General features: G+C 61.2%; 16 protein-coding genes, 3 tRNA genes and 1 pseudogene. 7 read left to right on the plus strand and 13 right to left on the minus strand.

Annotated features, from left to right (window positions below; translation table 11 throughout):
* Nucleotides 1-42 precede the first annotated feature (42 nt).
* Genes AWB69_RS32020 through tsaB form a run of 4 tightly spaced genes read right to left on the minus strand, consistent with a single transcriptional unit; the run spans nt 43 to nt 3,413 of the window.
* The gene (locus tag AWB69_RS32020) at nt 43-1,011 is read right to left on the minus strand and encodes a DUF1853 family protein (protein WP_062090837.1); all 969 of its coding nucleotides are present in this window, start codon (nt 1,009-1,011) and stop codon (nt 43-45) included.
* The gene (locus tag AWB69_RS32025; RefSeq protein WP_062090838.1) at nt 1,008-2,063 is read right to left on the minus strand and encodes a uracil-DNA glycosylase; all 1,056 of its coding nucleotides are present in this window, start codon (nt 2,061-2,063) and stop codon (nt 1,008-1,010) included. Before AWB69_RS32025 ends, AWB69_RS32020 begins: the two co-directional genes overlap by 4 nt.
* Nucleotides 2,050-2,544: a ribosomal protein S18-alanine N-acetyltransferase gene (rimI, locus tag AWB69_RS32030; protein WP_062090839.1), complete on the minus strand. Its 495-nt coding sequence runs from the start codon at nt 2,542-2,544 to the stop codon at nt 2,050-2,052. The genes AWB69_RS32025 and rimI overlap by 14 nt, the downstream gene beginning before the upstream one ends.
* Complete coding sequence (gene tsaB, locus AWB69_RS32035; protein WP_062090840.1) at nt 2,541-3,413, minus strand: tRNA (adenosine(37)-N6)-threonylcarbamoyltransferase complex dimerization subunit type 1 TsaB; 873 nt, start codon at nt 3,411-3,413, stop codon at nt 2,541-2,543. The genes rimI and tsaB overlap by 4 nt, the downstream gene beginning before the upstream one ends.
* A 183-nt stretch (nt 3,414-3,596) precedes the next feature.
* On the opposite strand from tsaB, the gene AWB69_RS32040 reads away from it, so the two are divergent.
* The 3 genes from AWB69_RS32040 to aceA all read left to right on the plus strand — a co-directional run bounded on the left by AWB69_RS32040 (nt 3,597) and on the right by aceA (nt 7,734).
* Nucleotides 3,597-3,875: an acyl-CoA-binding protein gene (locus AWB69_RS32040; protein ID WP_407923067.1), complete on the plus strand. Its 279-nt coding sequence runs from the start codon at nt 3,597-3,599 to the stop codon at nt 3,873-3,875.
* Between the two features lie 492 nt (nt 3,876-4,367).
* Complete coding sequence (locus tag AWB69_RS32050) at nt 4,368-6,047, plus strand: DEAD/DEAH box helicase (protein ID WP_062090842.1); 1,680 nt, start codon at nt 4,368-4,370, stop codon at nt 6,045-6,047.
* Between the two features lie 382 nt (nt 6,048-6,429).
* Nucleotides 6,430-7,734 carry an isocitrate lyase gene (gene aceA / locus AWB69_RS32055; RefSeq protein ID WP_062090843.1) on the plus strand — a complete coding sequence of 435 codons (1,305 nt, stop codon included), beginning with the start codon at nt 6,430-6,432 and terminating at the stop codon, nt 7,732-7,734.
* A 164-nt stretch (nt 7,735-7,898) separates the two neighbouring features.
* Here aceA and AWB69_RS32060 read toward each other — a convergent pair whose 3' ends face one another.
* Both AWB69_RS32060 and AWB69_RS32065 read right to left on the minus strand, forming a co-directional pair.
* Nucleotides 7,899-8,333, minus strand: coding sequence for a universal stress protein (locus AWB69_RS32060; protein ID WP_062090854.1), 435 nt, complete (start codon nt 8,331-8,333; stop codon nt 7,899-7,901).
* 71 nt (nt 8,334-8,404) lie between these two features.
* Nucleotides 8,405-9,307 (minus strand): LysR family transcriptional regulator, encoded by a 903-nt coding sequence (locus AWB69_RS32065; RefSeq protein ID WP_062090844.1) that lies wholly within the window; start codon nt 9,305-9,307, stop codon nt 8,405-8,407.
* Nucleotides 9,308-9,442: 135 nt separating this feature from the next.
* Here AWB69_RS32065 and AWB69_RS32070 point away from each other — a divergent pair, with 135 nt between their 5' ends.
* Nucleotides 9,443-10,222 carry a haloacid dehalogenase type II gene (locus AWB69_RS32070; RefSeq protein ID WP_062090845.1) on the plus strand — a complete coding sequence of 260 codons (780 nt, stop codon included), beginning with the start codon at nt 9,443-9,445 and terminating at the stop codon, nt 10,220-10,222.
* Nucleotides 10,223-10,283: 61 nt separating this feature from the next.
* Nucleotides 10,284-11,879 carry a malate synthase A gene (aceB, locus tag AWB69_RS32075; protein WP_062090846.1) on the plus strand — a complete coding sequence of 532 codons (1,596 nt, stop codon included), beginning with the start codon at nt 10,284-10,286 and terminating at the stop codon, nt 11,877-11,879.
* 88 nt (nt 11,880-11,967) lie between these two features.
* Here the strand turns inward: aceB and AWB69_RS32080 are convergent, their stop codons facing one another.
* A complete protein-coding gene (locus tag AWB69_RS32080) occupies nt 11,968-12,381 on the minus strand; it encodes a gamma-glutamylcyclotransferase family protein (protein WP_062090855.1) in 414 nt (137 codons plus the stop codon).
* Nucleotides 12,382-12,542: 161 nt separating this feature from the next.
* On the opposite strand from AWB69_RS32080, the gene AWB69_RS32085 reads away from it, so the two are divergent.
* A complete protein-coding gene (locus tag AWB69_RS32085; protein WP_062090847.1) occupies nt 12,543-13,403 on the plus strand; it encodes an AraC family transcriptional regulator in 861 nt (286 codons plus the stop codon).
* Nucleotides 13,404-13,407: 4 nt separating this feature from the next.
* Here AWB69_RS32085 and AWB69_RS32090 read toward each other — a convergent pair whose 3' ends face one another.
* The 6 genes from AWB69_RS32090 to gltX form a co-directional block, all read right to left on the minus strand.
* Complete coding sequence (locus AWB69_RS32090; RefSeq protein ID WP_062090848.1) at nt 13,408-13,872, minus strand: GNAT family N-acetyltransferase; 465 nt, start codon at nt 13,870-13,872, stop codon at nt 13,408-13,410.
* A gap of 238 nt (nt 13,873-14,110) precedes the next feature.
* Nucleotides 14,111-14,187 (minus strand) — tRNA-Asp (locus AWB69_RS32095).
* 72 nt (nt 14,188-14,259) lie between these two features.
* Nucleotides 14,260-14,335: transfer RNA gene (locus tag AWB69_RS32100), tRNA-Glu, on the minus strand.
* A 222-nt stretch (nt 14,336-14,557) separates the two neighbouring features.
* Nucleotides 14,558-14,633 (minus strand) — tRNA-Ala (locus tag AWB69_RS32105).
* 54 nt (nt 14,634-14,687) lie between these two features.
* The gene (locus tag AWB69_RS50460) at nt 14,688-14,816 is read right to left on the minus strand and encodes a hypothetical protein (RefSeq protein WP_269447510.1); all 129 of its coding nucleotides are present in this window, start codon (nt 14,814-14,816) and stop codon (nt 14,688-14,690) included.
* A 27-nt stretch (nt 14,817-14,843) separates the two neighbouring features.
* A complete protein-coding gene (gene gltX / locus AWB69_RS32110) occupies nt 14,844-16,250 on the minus strand; it encodes a glutamate--tRNA ligase (RefSeq protein ID WP_062090849.1) in 1,407 nt (468 codons plus the stop codon).
* Between the two features lie 276 nt (nt 16,251-16,526).
* Here gltX and AWB69_RS32115 point away from each other — a divergent pair.
* Nucleotides 16,527-17,246: pseudogene (locus AWB69_RS32115) on the plus strand (patatin-like phospholipase family protein); the annotation flags it as partial.
* Between the last annotated feature and the right edge of the window lie 73 nt (nt 17,247-17,319).

Consider the following 17,319-nt stretch of genomic DNA (forward strand, 5'->3'; position numbering starts at 1 on the left):
GGGTTGCTTTGCTACGCGCGAGCTCGGCCGGGTCAGGCACGCTTAACCCGCAAAGTCAGCGGCGCGCTCCGGCCATTCATCGGGCACGATAAATCCGCGCGAGTGCTCGCGCCAGACATCGCCGGTCGCGCACCCGGAGCAAGCATAACCTTCACAACGTTCGTAACGAGCGACCATGATCGGCGACGGCAGTGTTGCGACCCGCTCGGACAACACCGCCGTCTGTTCGAGCAGCGCTTCACCCTCTTCTGCCGATAACGTTCGCTCTGCCATCCATCCCAATCTCGGCAGTGAAGCGAACAGTGCATCCCCCTTCGAATCGCGCCACTCCGACGCCGTTTTCCACCAGCCGCGCAGATGATCCCCGGCTAGTTCGGGTGGAAGATTCGACGCGAGACTGCGATCGCCATTGCGATAAAACAAGCGTCCTTTGACGAACAACTCGGCGCGCCACGGGCCTTCGAAACCGAGTGACGCGAACTCATCGCGCGCACTCAAACCCAGTTGATGATCCAACAGCCGCGAGTGCTTCAGGTCGAAGCGATCCTGCAGATTCGGACCGACATAATGAGCGAGCGCAGCAGCGCCGTCACCCTCGCCGATGTGCAGATAAAACTTCACCGCGAGCTCCCAGTGCAGCCGCTCGCCACGCAGGTTCTCCAGCAGGAAATCGACTTCGCCGAGCGTGCGGCCTGCCGTGCGCAACGGGATGTTCGCCGCGATCAATCGTGCGTGCGGGCCATGCCTCAGGAAGTATTCGAGCAACGCTTCGGCGTAGAAGCCTAGCCGGGTCAACGACGGTGTGTGAACCAGCGCATGAAGGGCCGACGGATCTCGATCGAGCGCGGCAAGCCAGGCAAACATGCTTTCGCGCTCGATCCGCGTGGCGGCAGGACGCGCGAGCGGCGCGCCCGCGCGCGACGCACTCAGCAAGTCCGGCGAGAACAGCAGCCACGCGAGATCCCGGACGGCGGGATCGTGGAAAGGCGTGATCTCGTCCGCGGCCGTCACGGGCCCTCTACTTCCTTCACCGACTTGCGATAGGTGGCCTGGGCGAGACACAGGTCGGCCCATGCCTTCGCTTTGTCGGGGAGACTGCGCAGCAGGTAGGCCGGGTGATACGTGACGATCACCGGCACGCCCTGATAGTCATGCACCCGGCCCCGCAGCGACGCAATGCTCGCCTCCGTCTTGAGCAGGCTCTGCGCGGCAAACCGCCCAAGCGCGACGATCAGCTTGGGTTTCACCAGTTCGACCTGCCGCTTCAGATAGGGCTCGCAACGCGCGACCTCATCGAGTTCCGGATTGCGGTTGCCGGGCGGGCGGCACTTGATCACGTTGGCGATGAACACGTTGTCCTCACGCGATAACGCCACCGCGTGCAGCATGCTGTCGAGCAGCTTGCCCGCCTGGCCGACGAACGGCTCGCCCAGCTTGTCCTCGTTCTCGCCCGGCGCTTCGCCGATCAGCATCCAGTCGGCGTCCCGGTCACCGACGCCGAATACCGAATTTGTGCGCCGCTCGCACAAACGGCACCGTTCGCAGACGGAGACGCGAGCGGCCAGCGTGTCCCAGTCGAGAGTCGCGATATCGGCGGCCGTGTCGTCAATGGCTTGCGATGCGACCAGGGGTTGCGTCGGCACGTCGTCGACCCACGGGAGGTCATCGAAGACAGGCGGTTCTACAGAAGCGATTCTTGCAGGCGGTGTTTGCTTCGCGTTGCCCTGGTTCGTCTGCGCGGCGGAAAGAGCGGCGTCGAGCGCCGTCAGCGTGTCGACTGGATCAGCTGTCCGGGCCACCGGCACGTGCTGTTCTTCGACCGGCATAATCGGAGCCGGACGCTGCGCCGCGGCGGCGGTTTGATCGAGCGCAATCGCCGTCGAGTCCGTCGAGTCCGTCGAGTCCGTCGAGTCCGTCGAGTCCGTCGAGTCCGTCGAGTCCGTCGAGTCTTTCGACCGATCGGCCGCCGACACGGACGTATCAGCATCAGCCGATGCCGCCCCTCGCCTCACCCAGACCGTTCCCAGCCCGAACTCTTCCAGCATCGACTTATGCAACGCCATCCACGGCCTCCTTTGAAAACGTCAGACGCATGACGAGTGCATCCTCGCGCGACCGGTGCCGCGCGGGGTAATAGTTTTTGCGCCGCCCAATGGTGGCGAAGCCAAAGCGCTCGTATAGCTGGATGGCGCGCGGATTCGACGGCCGCACTTCCAGCAGCACGCCATCGAGTTTCTGATGCCGCGAGATCCGTACCGCTTCGCGCAGCAACGTGAGCCCGGCACCGGCGTGTTGCGCCTGGGGCGCCACACACAGATTCAGCAGATGCATTTCATCGACGACCGGCATCAGTACGCAATAACCCAGCAGCGTCCCGGTGACGTGGCGCAGGCACACGCCGAAATAGCCATTGCGCAGCGAGTCCTGGAAATTGCCGCGGGTCCAGGGGAACTCGTAAGCGAGCTTCTCGATGGCGGCGACCTCATCGAGATCGGCTTCCGTCATCGGCGACAGATAACGATCCGCCATCAACACGCCGCTCACCGTAGGGGCTCCGTTGTATGAACGACCGGCACGGCGGGGGCGGTGTGATTGGCTTGATCTTCCGCAGCCGCTGTCGCAGTGGCAGCAGCGGCTTTGGCGGCACGCGCGTCCATCCGTTCGGCGGTAGTCTGTGCGACCTTGTTGCGTACATACTCCGGCGCGGCCTGATCCGGCGCGACCGTCCGGCCGGCACGCAGCGCGCGCAACCCGGCGAGCGCCACGGGCAACGCGTGCGGCAGCGCATCGAAGTCGATACGGCATGCCGGGGCAGCCGGCACGGGCAACCGTTCGCCGAAAGCCGCCGCCGCATTGCCTGCCAGCGTGAACGGCTCGTCGGGCAGGACAATGGCCTCGGGCAGATCAAGCGATGCCGCCTGCACCGTGCCCCACTCGCCCGCCGCTGTGTCCCAGCGGAAATCCGCCCAGTACGCCTCGTTCATGCGGGCGTCGAGCGCCGCCAGCACGCGGGTGGCCGATGGTTCGTGCAAACGCGCGAACTCTGCGCACGCGAGCAAGGTGCCGACCGGCACCACCGGCACGCTCAAGCCGAACGCGAGCCCTTGCGCGACGCCGGTCGCCGTGCGCAAACCGGTAAACGATCCCGGCCCGGCGCCGAACGCCACCGCGGAGCAATCCGGGAGCTTCAAACCGGCTGTATCGAATAATTCGCGGATCGCGGGCAAAAGCCGCGTGCTGGAGACCGATCCCGTCAATTCATGGCTGAACCAGACGCGAACTTCGCCAGCAGAGTAATGAGGGGGGCTTCGATGATCGGCAGCCGCGGCGGTGGCCGCCGGGTCGGCAATCAGCAGCGCGACTGAACAAAATTCGGTCGAGGTATCGAGAGCGAGCAGAACAGTACGTGTCATGGCCGCTATTGTAATGCGTGACGTAACACCTGAGCCTTGAGGCTGCGAGCGCGACGCAGACCGTGCCTGGCGCGCACCGGACAGCGCATCGCCGCACCGGAATTCTGGAAGAAACCCTCGACAATCGCCTGCGGCCGGCTTGCTATGATCGCCAGTCCTTAACCAGCACGTCCGGAGAACCCAATGAGCGAAATCAACGAACTCGACGCGCAATTTGCGCTTGCCCAGGCGGACGTCAAGGAATTGCCCGAACGTCCGGGCAACCTCACGCTGCTGCGCCTGTACGCGCTCTACAAGCAAGCGAGCCTGGGCGATGTGCAGGGCGACAAGCCGGGTTTCACCGATATCGCCGGTAAATACAAATACGACGCGTGGAGCGCGCTCGCGGGCACGCCGCAGGACGCCGCAAAGCAGCAATATATCGGGCTGGTGGAGTCGCTGAAAAGCGGTGCGTCGACGTAAAAGCCGGGCGGTCCGGCGGCTGCTCAAGCGCGCCGCTGCGCTTTCTCGCGACACACGCAGAAAGCGCAGCCCCGCCCCGGCAAACCCCCGGCAAACGTAAGATGAATCAGACTGTCTTAAAATCTGGCGCAGCGCAACAATTGCCGCTATACTCTTGCCTGCGCTTCACTGTGACCGGGTGAATTGGTGGTTTTAGTCAATTCGTTAGCTGATTCAACCCGCGCAGCGCGGCGCCTCGTAGCGTTTTGCTCCAATCCAGTTTAGAAACTGTCCCCTCCCTGCTAGGCCTTCTTCGGCCGATCATGCATCAGGCTGACGACAAAGCCGCCTCGGCCTGTCGAATCCGATACAGCTTCTAACGAAAAGCTCGCCTTTATTGTTGCGAGCTGCCCCCGTTTTTCGATTTGCTCGCTGCTTCTTTGCTCGCTGAATCTGACGACTTGGGTATGCCGATTGGCGCCACACGCCTTATTCCCCGTTTCAAGGATCGACATGACTTCGAGCAACACCCATAGCCCGCTGGACTCCATCGCTGCACTGGCACTCGGTGAAGACACACCCGCCGCGCCGGCAGCATCTGTTTCGCCCGCTATCCCCGCCCCTATTTCTTCGGTTGCGCCCGTCGCCGCTGCTATCGCCGTGCAGACCGGCCCGAGCTTCGAGTCGCTCGGCCTGTCGCCTGAGATCGTTGTTGCCCTGACGGCCGCCGGCTATCAAGTACCGACCCCGGTTCAGCAGCGCGCGATTCCCGCAGCGCTCGCCGGCCGCGACTTGCTGGTTTCCAGCCCGACCGGTTCAGGCAAGACCGCAGCATTCATGCTGCCGGCTATCGAACGTTTCTCGCAGCTCGAAAAGGCCAAGGCTGCCGCTCCGCGTGAGCCGCACGACCCGAATGCCCGCCCGGCCCGCCGCACCCAGCCGGTCGCTCGCCCGACCATGCTGGTCCTCACGCCGACCCGCGAACTCGCGATGCAGGTTACCGCAGCCGCGACCACGTACGGCAAGCACCTGCGCCGGTTGCGCACGGTCAGCATTCTCGGCGGTGTCGCGTATGGCCAGCAATTGATGCTGCTCGCGAAGAACCCGGAAATCCTGGTTGCTACGCCGGGCCGTCTGCTGGACCATCTGGAACGCGGCCGTATTGACCTGTCGCAACTGCAAATACTCGTGCTCGACGAAGCCGACCGCATGCTGGACATGGGTTTCATCGACGACATCGAAACCATTGTTGCTGCTACCCCCGCTTCGCGTCAGACGCTGCTGTTCTCGGCAACCATCGACGGCAAGATCAGCTCGCTGACCGGCCGTCTGTTGAAGAACCCGGAACGCATCGAGATCATTCAAAAGCTCGAAGCGCAGAACAACATTGCGCAAACCGTGCATTACGTCGACGACCGCGATCACAAGGATCGTCTGCTCGACCACCTGTTGCGCGACGCCGGCCTGGATCAGGCTATCGTCTTCACGGCGACCAAGAACGACGCTGACCAACTGGCTATCCGTTTGTCGGACGCTGGTTTTGAATCGGCAGCACTGCACGGCGATCTGCCGCAAGGCGCGCGTAACCGCACGATTCGTGCACTGCGCGAGCGCAAAGTGCGCGTGCTGGTCGCAACCGACGTCGCCGCTCGCGGTATCGACATCCCCGGCATCACGCACGTATTCAACTACGATCTGCCGAAATTCGCGGAAGACTACGTTCACCGTATCGGTCGTACGGGCCGTGCTGGCCGTACGGGTACGGCAATCAGCCTCGTGCACCACGCTGAGCAAGGCGCGCTGAAGCGCATCGAGCGTTTCGTGCGCGTACCGCTGAATGTGAGCGTGATCGTTGGCTTTGAACCGCGTCGTTCGGCTCCGGCTGGTGGTGGCGGTGGTCGTCCTGGCTTTGGCGGCCGCGGCCGTCCGGGCGGTGGCGCTGGTGCGGGTGGCGCTGGTCGTCGCTTTGGCAGCGGCGGTGCCGGCAACGGTGGTTCGGCCAAGCCGGGCGGCTGGGGCAACAAGCCGGCAAGCGCCGGTGGTGCTCGCGATTCGCGCGACGGTGGCTCGCGTGACGGCTATCGTAGCGGCGGTGGATCGCGTGACGGCGGCTCGGGCTTCGGCGGCGGTTCGCGCGACGGTTATGCAGCACGTCGCAACGACGGCCCGCGCGCTCCGCGTCGTGGCAGCTAAGTCTTATCAATAGTGCGGCGCGGCGTCTCGCGCGCCCCTAAATAAAAACCGATGCTTCGCGCATCGGTTTTTTTTCGTCCGATCCCCGTATTTCACAATATGGAATAAGCTTTTGTGCCGCGAAATTGTTGGTGCGTGGCACAAATCAAAGCATCCCAGCATGAAGAAAGACATTTCTTAATGTGAAATTAATTATTCAATTCATTGATTTATAACGATAATTTTTATTATAGAAACACCATAAAAGCGCTTTCTCCTCGGTCTTCACTTCCCTAGACTCTTATATAAGAGTTGAGCAACCGGAAACGTCACTGACGGCTTCAGCGTCTCGACCGGATGACCATCCATTAGTCATTAGTCAGGTAATCAAAGGAGAAACGCCATGTCGCGCCAACAACAAGCTCAGGAACTTCAGAAGCAATGGGACACGGATCCGCGCTGGAAGGGCATCAAGCGCAGCTACAGCGCCGACGACGTCGTGCGCCTGCGTGGTTCAGCGCCGGTGGAGCACACGCTGGCCAAGCGGGGCGCGGAGAAACTGTGGGCGTCGATTCATGAAGAGCCGTTCGTCAACGCACTCGGCGCGCTGACGGGCAACCAGGCCATGCAGCAGGTCAAGGCCGGTTTGAAGGCGATCTATCTGTCCGGTTGGCAAGTGGCTGGCGACGCCAACGTCGCGGGCGAAATGTATCCCGACCAATCGCTGTATCCGGCTAATTCGGTGCCGCTGGTCGTCAAGCGCATCAATAACACGCTGACGCGCGCTGATCAGATCCAGTGGTCGGAAGGCAAGAATCCGGGCGATGAAGGCTATCTCGACTTCTTCCAGCCGATCGTGGCCGATGCCGAAGCCGGTTTTGGTGGCGTGCTGAACGCGTTCGAACTGATGAAGGCGATGATCGAAGCCGGCGCCGCGGGCGTGCACTTCGAGGATCAGCTGGCATCGGTGAAAAAATGTGGGCACATGGGCGGCAAGGTGCTGGTGCCGACGCGTGAAAACGTCGCGAAACTCACGGCTGCGCGTCTCGCTGCCGACGTTTCGGGCACGCGCACCATCCTGCTCGCCCGGACGGATGCGGAAGCGGCGGATCTGGTGACATCAGATGTGGATGAAAACGACCGGCCGTTCCTCACCGGCGAACGCACCGTGGAAGGTTTCTTCCGCACGAAGCCGGGCCTGGAGCAAGCGGTCTCGCGTGGCCTCGCCTACGCGCCGTATGCCGACATGATCTGGTGCGAAACCGGCAAGCCGGATCTGGAGTACGCGAAGAAGTTTGCCGAAGCGATCCACCGCGAATTCCCGGGCAAGCTGCTTTCGTATAACTGCTCACCGTCGTTCAACTGGAAGAAGAACCTGGACGATGCGACCATCGCCAAATTCCAGAAAGAACTCGGCGCGATGGGCTACAAGTTCCAGTTCATCACGCTGGCCGGCTTCCATGCGCTGAATTACTCGATGTTCAACCTGGCTCACGGCTACGCGCGCAATCAGATGAGCGCGTTCGTCGAGATGCAGGAAGCGGAGTTCGCCGCGGCTGAGAAGGGTTTCACCGCAGTGAAGCATCAGCGCGAAGTGGGAACGGGATACTTCGACGCAGTGACGCAAGCGGTTGAAAAAGACGCATCGACAACCGCGTTGCACGGCTCGACCGAAGATGAACAGTTCTTCGAGAAGAAAGTCGCTTGATACTCTTCAAAGTAACCGGGTAAGTTGGCAAAAAAGCACGCGGCCTGAAATCCGCGTGCTTTTTTATTGCTTGCGCATTCGCAATGTCAGAGTCCGTTTCCAGAATGGCATTCTTGGATTCTGCTTTGCGATATGCGCACTCCTCCGCGGCACCCTTAAAAAACCTACCGGTAAACAATCACCGGAATCTTGGTGTGAGTCAGTACCCGCTGGGTCTCGCTACCAATCAGCAAACTGCCTAATCCCCTTCTCCCGTGCGATGCCATGAAAATCACATCGCAACCATCACGCTCCGCAATATCGATAATGCCGATATAAGGCGCGGACTCCACGCTGGTGACGGAGTTGCAGGAAACGCCCACAGCGGCAGCGGCCTTTTCGACCGCGCCGAGATGCTCCCGCGCTTCCCGTTCGGCGCGCTCATGAAAATCCCCGGGCGGCTCGACAGCGACATCGGCGAAAGGCGAATACGGATAAAGCGGCAAGCAGGCATAAGCCGTAATCCGTGCACCCACCGACTGGGCAAGATCGATCGCGCCATCAATAGCTTTCTGCGAAAGAACCGATCCATCCGTCGGAACCAGAATGTGCTTGAACATGGTCGACTCCTCGGCAGTGGCCATCGTGCACTTTCATTGTAGTAACTGAATCAGGGCAAGCGGCCTGTAATTCAGCCCCAATAACCGGGCGCGCCGAACGTATGTTTCAGCAAATCGAGAAACAACCGCACTCTCAGCGGTAAATGCCGGCGCTGCGGGAAAACTGCGTGAATCCCGATCCGCGGTGCGGCGAATTCATCAAGCACGCTGACAAGACGACCGTGGGCGATGTCATTCCCTACTTCCCACCATGAGCGCCATGCGAGCCCGTATCCCGCGAGACACCACTCGTGCAGTACGGCGCCGTCGGAGCACTCCATCGTCCCGGATACGCGCATCTGCACGATCTTGCCGTCCTTCTGGAACACCCAGCCGCGCTGCTGATTCGAGCTTGCCCCAAGCGGCAGGCAGTTGTGCTGCGCGAGCGCGTCGAGGTCGACAGGCGCGCCGCGCACACGCAAATATTCCGGCGACGCCACGCAAACCCGCCGGTTCTCACCCAGCTTTAACGACACCAGCGACGAATCGGGCAACTCGCCAAGCCGCACGGCGCAATCGAACCCTTCGTTGACCAGGTCGACCATGCGGTCCGTGAGGTCGAGCGTGATGGACACATCCGGGTGCATCGAGGTGAAAACGGGCACGAGAGCGGCAACATGACGCCGCCCGAAACCCGCCGGCGCCGATACCCGCAAGTGCCCGCTCGCCTTCACCCCGCCCGCCGATACGCTCGCCTCGGCACTCTGCATGTCATGAATGACCCGCTGGCAATCCTCCAGGAATGCTGATCCTTCGAACGTGAGCGTCAGCCGGCGCGTGGTGCGCACAAGCAGCTTCACCCCGAGCCGTTCTTCAAGCGCGTCCAGCCGCCGGCCGATCACGGCAGGCGCGACGCCCTCGGCCTGGGCCGCCGAGGACAGGCTTCCCTTCGCGACGACCGCCACGAATGTTTCTATTTGCTTGAAGCGGTCCATATGCGCGCTTGTTCCGGATGACAGGGCGCCCAGATTAGGTGTTAAAAAGTCAAAGATCAAGTGATCTGTATGTATCTTCCGGTCATTTCAACGCACTAATAGAATGATTGGAGACCTACTTACGGAGCGCCAGCCATGTCACAGACATCGATTTCGCCTCCTCGTGCAGTCATCTTCGATGCCTACGGCACGCTGTTCGACGTGCACTCGGTCGTGGCGGCCGCCGAGCAGCTATTTCCGGGCCACGGCGATGCGCTTTCGCAGTTGTGGCGCCAAAAGCAGATCGAATACACGCAATTGCGCACACTTTCCGACCCCGCCGGCGCCCGATACGAGCCGTTCTGGTCGATCACGCTCGACGCGCTGCGCTTCGCCGCCACCCGCCTGAAGCTGGAACATGCCCTGACCCCGGCCGCGGAAAAGCGCCTGATGGACGAATACGCGTGCCTCGCGGCATTCCCCGACACCGTCGCGGCGCTCAAGCGGCTGCGCAAACGGGGCGATCTGAAACTCGCGATCCTGTCGAACGGCAATCCGCAGATGCTGGACATTGCGGTGAAAAGCGCCGGTATGTCGGGACTCTTCGATCACGTCCTCTCAGTGGACGCCGTGCGCGCCTACAAACCCGCCCCCGCTGCCTACGCACTCGGAACGCAAGCTATCGGCGTGGCGGCCCCGGGAATCGTGTTTGTATCGTCGAATGGCTGGGACGTGACGGGCGCAACATGGTTTGGCTACACCACCTTCTGGCTCAACCGCATGGCAATGCCGGCGGAACAACTCGGCGTCCTGCCGCGCGGCACTGGACGCGATATGGCCGATCTGCTTGCTTTCATCGATGCCGGCTGCCCGCAGCACCAGCACACCACGCCATTTGATCTTTCCAACCGCATGCGCCGCAACCCGGGCGGCTAACCCGTTTCATCCGATTCACCAAGCACGCAAAACCGTCTGACCGACCAAGGAGATGTAGAACATGGCGAACACGCTGACCCACGTGCCGCAGGGCATGACCATCACGGCTGAAATCAAACCCGGCTACGAGACTATCCTGACGCCTGAGGCGCTTGAATTGGTCGCAACGCTGCATCGCGCATTCGAGCCGCGTCGTCAGGCTTTGCTCAAGGCTCGTGCCGAGCGCACGAAGCGGCTGGATGCAGGCGAACGCCCGGATTTCCTGAGCGAAACGCAGTCCATCCGCGATGCCGACTGGACCATCGCACCCTTGCCCAAGGCGCTGGAATGTCGCCGGGTTGAAATCACCGGACCGGTCGAACGCAAGATGATCATCAACGCGCTGAACTCCGGCGCGGATGCGTACATGACCGACTTCGAGGATTCGAACACGCCGAACTGGGACAACCAGCTGACCGGCCATATCAACCTGAAGGAAGCGGTACGCGGCACGATCTCGCTTGAACAGAACGGCAAGTCATACAAGCTCAACGATAAAACCGCGACGCTGATCGTGCGTCCGCGCGGCTGGCATCTCGATGAAAAACACGTGACCGTGGATGGTCAGCGTGTGTCGGGCGGCATCTTCGACTTCGCGCTGTTCCTGTTCCACAACGCGAAGGAGCAACTGGCTCGCGGCGCGGGTCCGTACTTCTATCTGCCGAAGCTGGAGAGCCATCTCGAAGCGCGCTTGTGGAACGAGATTTTCGTGGCGGCGCAGGAGATTGTGGGCGTGCCGCGTGGCTCGATTCGCGCGACCGTGCTGATCGAAACCATCCTCGCCGCGTTCGAAATGGACGAGATCCTGTACGAGCTGCGCGAGCATTCGTCGGGGCTTAACGCCGGCCGTTGGGACTACATCTTTTCGGCGATCAAGAAGTTCAAGAACGACGCCAATTTCTGCCTCGCCGATCGCGCGAAGATCACGATGACCGTGCCGTTCATGCGCGCCTATGCGCTGCAATTGTTGAAGACGTGTCACCGGCGCCAGGCACCGGCTATTGGCGGCATGAGTGCGTTGATTCCGATCAAGAACGATCCACAAGCCAACGACAAAGCCATGGGCGGCGTACGTTCGGACAAGGCGCGTGATGCAGGCGACGGTTACGACGGCGGCTGGGTTGCGCATCCGGGCCTCGTGCCGATCGCAATGGAAGAGTTCGTGAAAGTGCTCGGTGACAAGCCGAACCAGATCGCGAAGCAACGCGAAGACGTGCAGGTCACGGCTGCCGACCTGCTCGATTTCCGTCCCGAAGATCCGATCACCGAAGGCGGCGTACGCGGCAATATCAACGTGGGGATCCATTATCTTGGATCGTGGCTGGCGGGCAATGGCTGCGTGCCGATCCACAACCTGATGGAGGACGCTGCGACCGCGGAAATTTCGCGCTCGCAGGTCTGGCAATGGATTCGCTCGCCGAAAGGCAAACTCGACGATGGCCGCAAAGTAACCGCAGAGATGGTTCGCGCCTTCACGCAGGAAGAGCTGGTCAAGGTGAAGGAAGTCGTATCCGGCGACACCGCACCGTACGACCGGGCAGCGACGATTTTCGAAGCGATGTCGACATCGGATACGTTCGCGGAGTTCTTGACGTTACCGCTTTACGAAGAGATTTAAGACTTATCGCTGGTCTTCGATAAAAAGAAAGCCGCTCTGGAATTTCAGGGCGGCTTTTTTTATCGGCGTTGAATAATCACTGCCTTGCTCACCTTGATCGTCGATAAACCACCCAGTCGCCGTTATCGATACGCAGCAGACCCTCCACCGCCTCTTCGCCGACCAGATAAACCAGACAATCGACAGCCTGCGCGCGACCGTCTATCTGAGCCGTCACCGGCAGCCGTTCGCTGCGGTACAAGCCGATGACACCCGGCACGACCTCTTCGATTTCATTGAGCACGGGCACGAGTGTTTCATCAATTCGATAGATATCGCCACGCACCGGCCCCGCTGCGGAATCGAGCACCAGTCCGGGATAAGCGTTGAAGTCGTACAGCCGTCCATTGATATGACCCGGGCCGATCAGCTCCGGCTCGGCAATCCCGTGACGCTCTGCCGCCAGGCGAATGTCGTTGCTCTCGCCCGCTCGCAGCGTGCCGTAGACGAATACGTGTTGCATGCGTTCCATTCCCTCCATGAAGATACAACGCGCATTATGCCAAGCGCATGAACCAGCCTTTATGTCACGACAGCACGGCAAGCGAAACACGTCTGACGCCCGGTTTCACAGCCAAGCCCACCCGATGCCTTTAATATCACGGTGGAGGAGCGCTTAAAACCATGTTCACGCCAACCGATCAACCACTGCAGCCACTGCAGCCGGAAGAAGTCGAGCATCTCGACATTCCGGCGGAGTCGTCGCCCACGCTTGCGCACCCCATCCGCGTGCGTTCGCGTCCCGTGCCGGCCGGCGTCAGGATCGCGCGGCACACGCACGCGTGGGCGCAGGTCGCGTGCACGACGCGGGGCGTATTACGGATCGCAGCCGAGGGGTCGACGTGGATGGTGCCGCCGTCGCGGGCCATCTGGGTTCCACCGAACGTGACGCATGAAGTGGTGATCGTGGAGGACGCGTTTCTGCGGACGCTGTATATAGACGCGAGCGTGGTGCCGCCGGGACTCGATGCGTGCCGCGTGGTCGAAGTGTCGCCGCTGTTGCGCGAGGTGGCTGTTGCGCTGGACGATCTCACTATTTCACGCGAACGCGAGCGGCTGCTCGGCACGCTCGCACTCGATGAAATCACGCGCTCGCGGCCGCTGCCCCTCTCCATCCCGATGCCCACCGACAAACGCCTGCTGGCACTATGCGAAGCCGTTCTCGCCGACCCTGCTTCCGCGGATTCGCTCGAACGCTGGGCAACGCTCGCCGGCGCAAGCACCCGGACAATCGCGCGTTTGTTCCGGCGTGAACTCGGTGTGAGTTTTTCGCAATGGCGTCAGCAGGCAGTACTGGCGCGCGCGATTCCCTTATTGAGCCAGGGACGACCGCTTGCACAAGTTGCATTGCTGCTTGGCTACCAAAGCCAGAGCGCCTTTTCCGCGATGTTCAGACGTGCGTTCGGTGAGAGTCCGCGAGCATTTTTTGTTCGCGACGGCGAACCGCGAGACGATAGTCATACCGGCGCACCCGGCGAGCGCTGAGACACTAAACGCCGCGCACCATATGCCGGATCGCGCCGAATTGTGCGAGTCGCGAACCCGCGGTTTTATAACCCATGCGGATATAGAGGCGGGCTGCGGGGTTATCGACGAATACGCGCAACTGCGTCTCTGTTAATCCGCGTGCGCGCGCCCAGCGATGCGCAGTATCGAGCAGAAATGTTCCCGCGCCCGTCCGGCGCCAACCCTCCACCACTTGTACGTCGCGGATGTGCAGCGACTGCTCTTCTTCCGTCACGCGCATCACGCCAATGGCCTGGCCGTCGCACTCGAGTATGAAGTTTTCCGACTCCCGCCAGCTACCCAGGAAAAGATCGCTGCGCCACACGAGATTGTGGCGGCGGTAGTAGCCGTTCATGTTGTTGCGCGTAAGCGCCTCGGCGAACGAAAAATCGTCCATCGACGCCAGGCGCAGCTGAAACGGTGAGAGAGCTTCGGTGGGATCGAGCATTGCGCGATGAAAGCCGGAATCAAGTCACCAACACTAAGTCAGCCGGAGCGCGCTGGCAATGGAGAGTTTTACGAGCGTGTACGTTCGATGGCACGCACGCCACACGTTCAACAGAATGCAACGGGACGACCGGTCGGAGGAGCTGCGGGGGAAGGCGGAAAAAAGCGAGAAAAGTGCGAGCACAAAAAACGTGGACGAAAAAAATCCAGCTTAAGCTGGATTTTCTTTTACAACTTGTTGGCGGAGCGGACGGGACTCGAACCCGCGACCCCCGGCGTGACAGGCCGGTATTCTAACCAACTGAACTACCGCTCCACTTCTTTCCATCAGTTCGTGAGGTTGGTTGGCTCATCAAACTTGCAGCGCTTCTGGCAGCCGCCGATGTTTTGGCGTCCCCAAGGGGATTCGAACCCCTGTACTCACCGTGAAAGGGTGATGTCCTAGGCCTCTAGACGATGGGGACATAAACTTTTCAGTTAATGTCTTTTACTCTTTTCGCTTAATCCCGACTGGCTTCTGATTAACTTCGATTAACACTTTCTTAATCGCTTGAATCTTGCTTGATACTTATTAATCAGTTTCTTGTCAGTCAGCAGCGAAGAACGACATTATAAACAGCTTTGGGATTCTTGTGAAGCTTTTTTTCCGATGCTCTGGCGCTTTAAAAAGCTCCATTTCCGTTCTGTGGTGGAGGTAAGCGGGATCGAACCGCTGACCTCTTGCATGCCATGCAAGCGCTCTCCCAGCTGAGCTATACCCCCCTTGCAGAACAGAAACGAGATTCTAAAGGGCACTTTTGAAGTTGTAAATACCTTTTAGCCCAGCATCTGAAAATAGTTCGTCCTTAGGGTGCGAACTCGGGGCGCAAACCGGACACCGTTCCCGCCGATGCCGGTGCCGGTGCCGATGCCGATGCCGATGCCGATGCCGATGCCGATGCCCACGCTCCGCTCTCCACTCCCGTTCGTTCTTCAGGCAATACCCTTGTCGAGCCGGGACAGCACCGTCTCGCGTCCGAACAGCATCAGCACGGCGTCGATAGACGGTGTGTGCGTGGTCCCCGCCACCAGCAAGCGCACCGGCATGGCGAGATGCGGCATCTTCAGCTTGTGGCTCGTGAGCGTGGCCTTGAACGCAGCCGAGATCGCCTCCTTGCTCCACTCGACTTCGCTCAGCGCCTGCCGCAAGTCGGCGAGCGCGGGACGCACGGTTTCAGTGACATGCTGCGCGAGCGCGGCGGGATCGATCACGGGCTCCTGGTAGAACATGGCGGCGTTATCGGCAATTTCCTTTACCGTCGACGCGCGGTCCTTCAGCAAACCGATCACGAGCTCGAGCGGCGGCCCTTGCTCGATCATCGCGGCGTCGATACCCAGCTCGGCCAGAAAGGGCTTCGTGAGCGTCTCGAGCCGTGCGTTATCGGCTTCCTTGATGTAGTGCGCGTTCAGCCAGTTCAACCGGTCCGGATCGTATTGCGCCGGCGACTTGCCCAGATGATCCAGGTCGAACCATTCGACAAACTGTTCGCGCGAGAAAATCTCCGCGTCGCCATGCGACCAGCCGAGCCGCGCCAGATAGTTCAGAACCGCTTCCGGCAGATAACCGCTATCGCGATAACCCGTCACGCTCATCGCGCCATGGCGCTTGCTCATCTTCTCGCCCTGCTCGTTGAGCACGGTCGGCAAGTGCGCGTACACCGGCACTTCGCCGCCCAGCGCGCGCAGGATGTTGATCTGGCGCGGCGTGTTGTTCACGTGGTCGTCGCCGCGGATCACGTGGGTGATCTTCATGTCGAGATCGTCCACGACCACGCAGAAGTTATAGGTGGGCGTGCCGTCCGGGCGCGCGATCACGAGGTCGTCGAGTTCGTCGTTCGAGATTTCGATCGTGCCCTTCACCGCGTCGTCCCAGTTCACTACGCCACCCAGTGGATTGCGAAAGCGAATGACCGGCGAAACACCTTCCGGAATGGGTGGCAACACCTTGCCCTCTTCCGGGCGCCACGTGCCGTCGTAACGCGGCTTTTCATTGGCCGCGCGCTGGCGCTCACGCAATGCGTCTAGTTCTTCCGTCGACATGTAGCAGTGGTAGGCCAGGCCCTGGTCGAGCATCTGCTTCAGCACTTCGCGGTAGCGGTCCATGCGCTGCATCTGGTAGATGGGGCCTTCGTCGTATTCGAGGCCGAGCCATTCCATGCCTTCAAGGATGGCGTCGACGGATGCGTCGGTCGAGCGCTCCAGGTCGGTATCCTCGATGCGCAACACGAAAACGCCCTTCATCTTGCGCGCGAACGCCCACGGATAAAGCGCGGAGCGAATGTTGCCGAGGTGGACGAAGCCTGTCGGGCTGGGAGCGAAACGGGTACGGACTTGGGTCATGTGCGGTGTGCTCGATAGCTCAAATGCGCGTGCCGGCACGGGAGGAGCCAGGCAAGCGATACATCGGGGACCTGCTTCGGCGCGTCTTCTGGACGAACGTCGCGAGCGGTCGAAACGAGTGTGAATTATACCCGCCGGCGCTTTTGGCCCGCTTTCCCAGCCCATCATGTTTTATCATGTGCGCCGTCACTGGATGGCTTGACCAAGCGGCTAACCAGCCTGCATGGACGGCCCCCACGCTCCACGCTCGTCCTCGTTGCATCGCAGGAGAACTCCTTGAAAACATCGTCGTCCCCGCTTTCGTCGCTGCCCCAATTGTCGCGGCGCGCGTTTTCTCTCGGCTGCGCATCGGCCGTGCTCACGGCCTGCACCACGACGACAGGCACCACCACCGCCGTCACGCCGGCCACGCCGCCAACACCGGCCACGAGTACACCCCAGCGGCCTGTGCGGATCGGCCTGGCACTGGGCGGCGGCGCGGCCCGCGGGTTTGCGCACGTCGGTGTGATCAAGGCGCTCGAAGCGCGCAACCTGAATGTGGACCTGCTGAGCGGTACGAGCGCGGGGTCGGTGATCGCGGCGTTATCGGCGTCAGGCATGAGCGGTATTGCCATCAACAAGCTAGCGCTGACCATGGACGAAGCGTCGATCAGCGACTGGGCCATGCCGTTTCGCACACGCGGCTTTCTGCAAGGCGTCGCGCTGCAGAACTATCTGAACAAGACACTCGATAACCGGCCAATCGAGAAGATGGTAAAACCGCTCGGCATTGTTGCTACGGACCTGAAAACCGGCCAGCCGATCCTGTTCCAGCGAGGTAATACCGGCATTGCCGTGCGCGCGTCGTGCAGCGTGCCGTCCATCTTCGAGCCCGTGAAGATCGGCGGCCACGAATACGTGGATGGCGGCCTGGTGAGCCCGGTGCCGGCGTCGTTCGCACGCAAGATGGGCGCGGATTTTGTAATCGCGGTGGATATTTCGGCGCGTCCCGAGTCACGCCCTGAGGCGGTCCGTCAAGGTTTTTCCGAGGGCAGGTGCAGCCCACATCCCTGAGCTTGTCGCCTCGGGC

Origin of the sequence: Caballeronia udeis (assembly GCF_001544555.2) — a bacterium.
GTDB classification, from domain to species: Bacteria; Pseudomonadota; Gammaproteobacteria; order Burkholderiales; family Burkholderiaceae; genus Caballeronia; species Caballeronia udeis.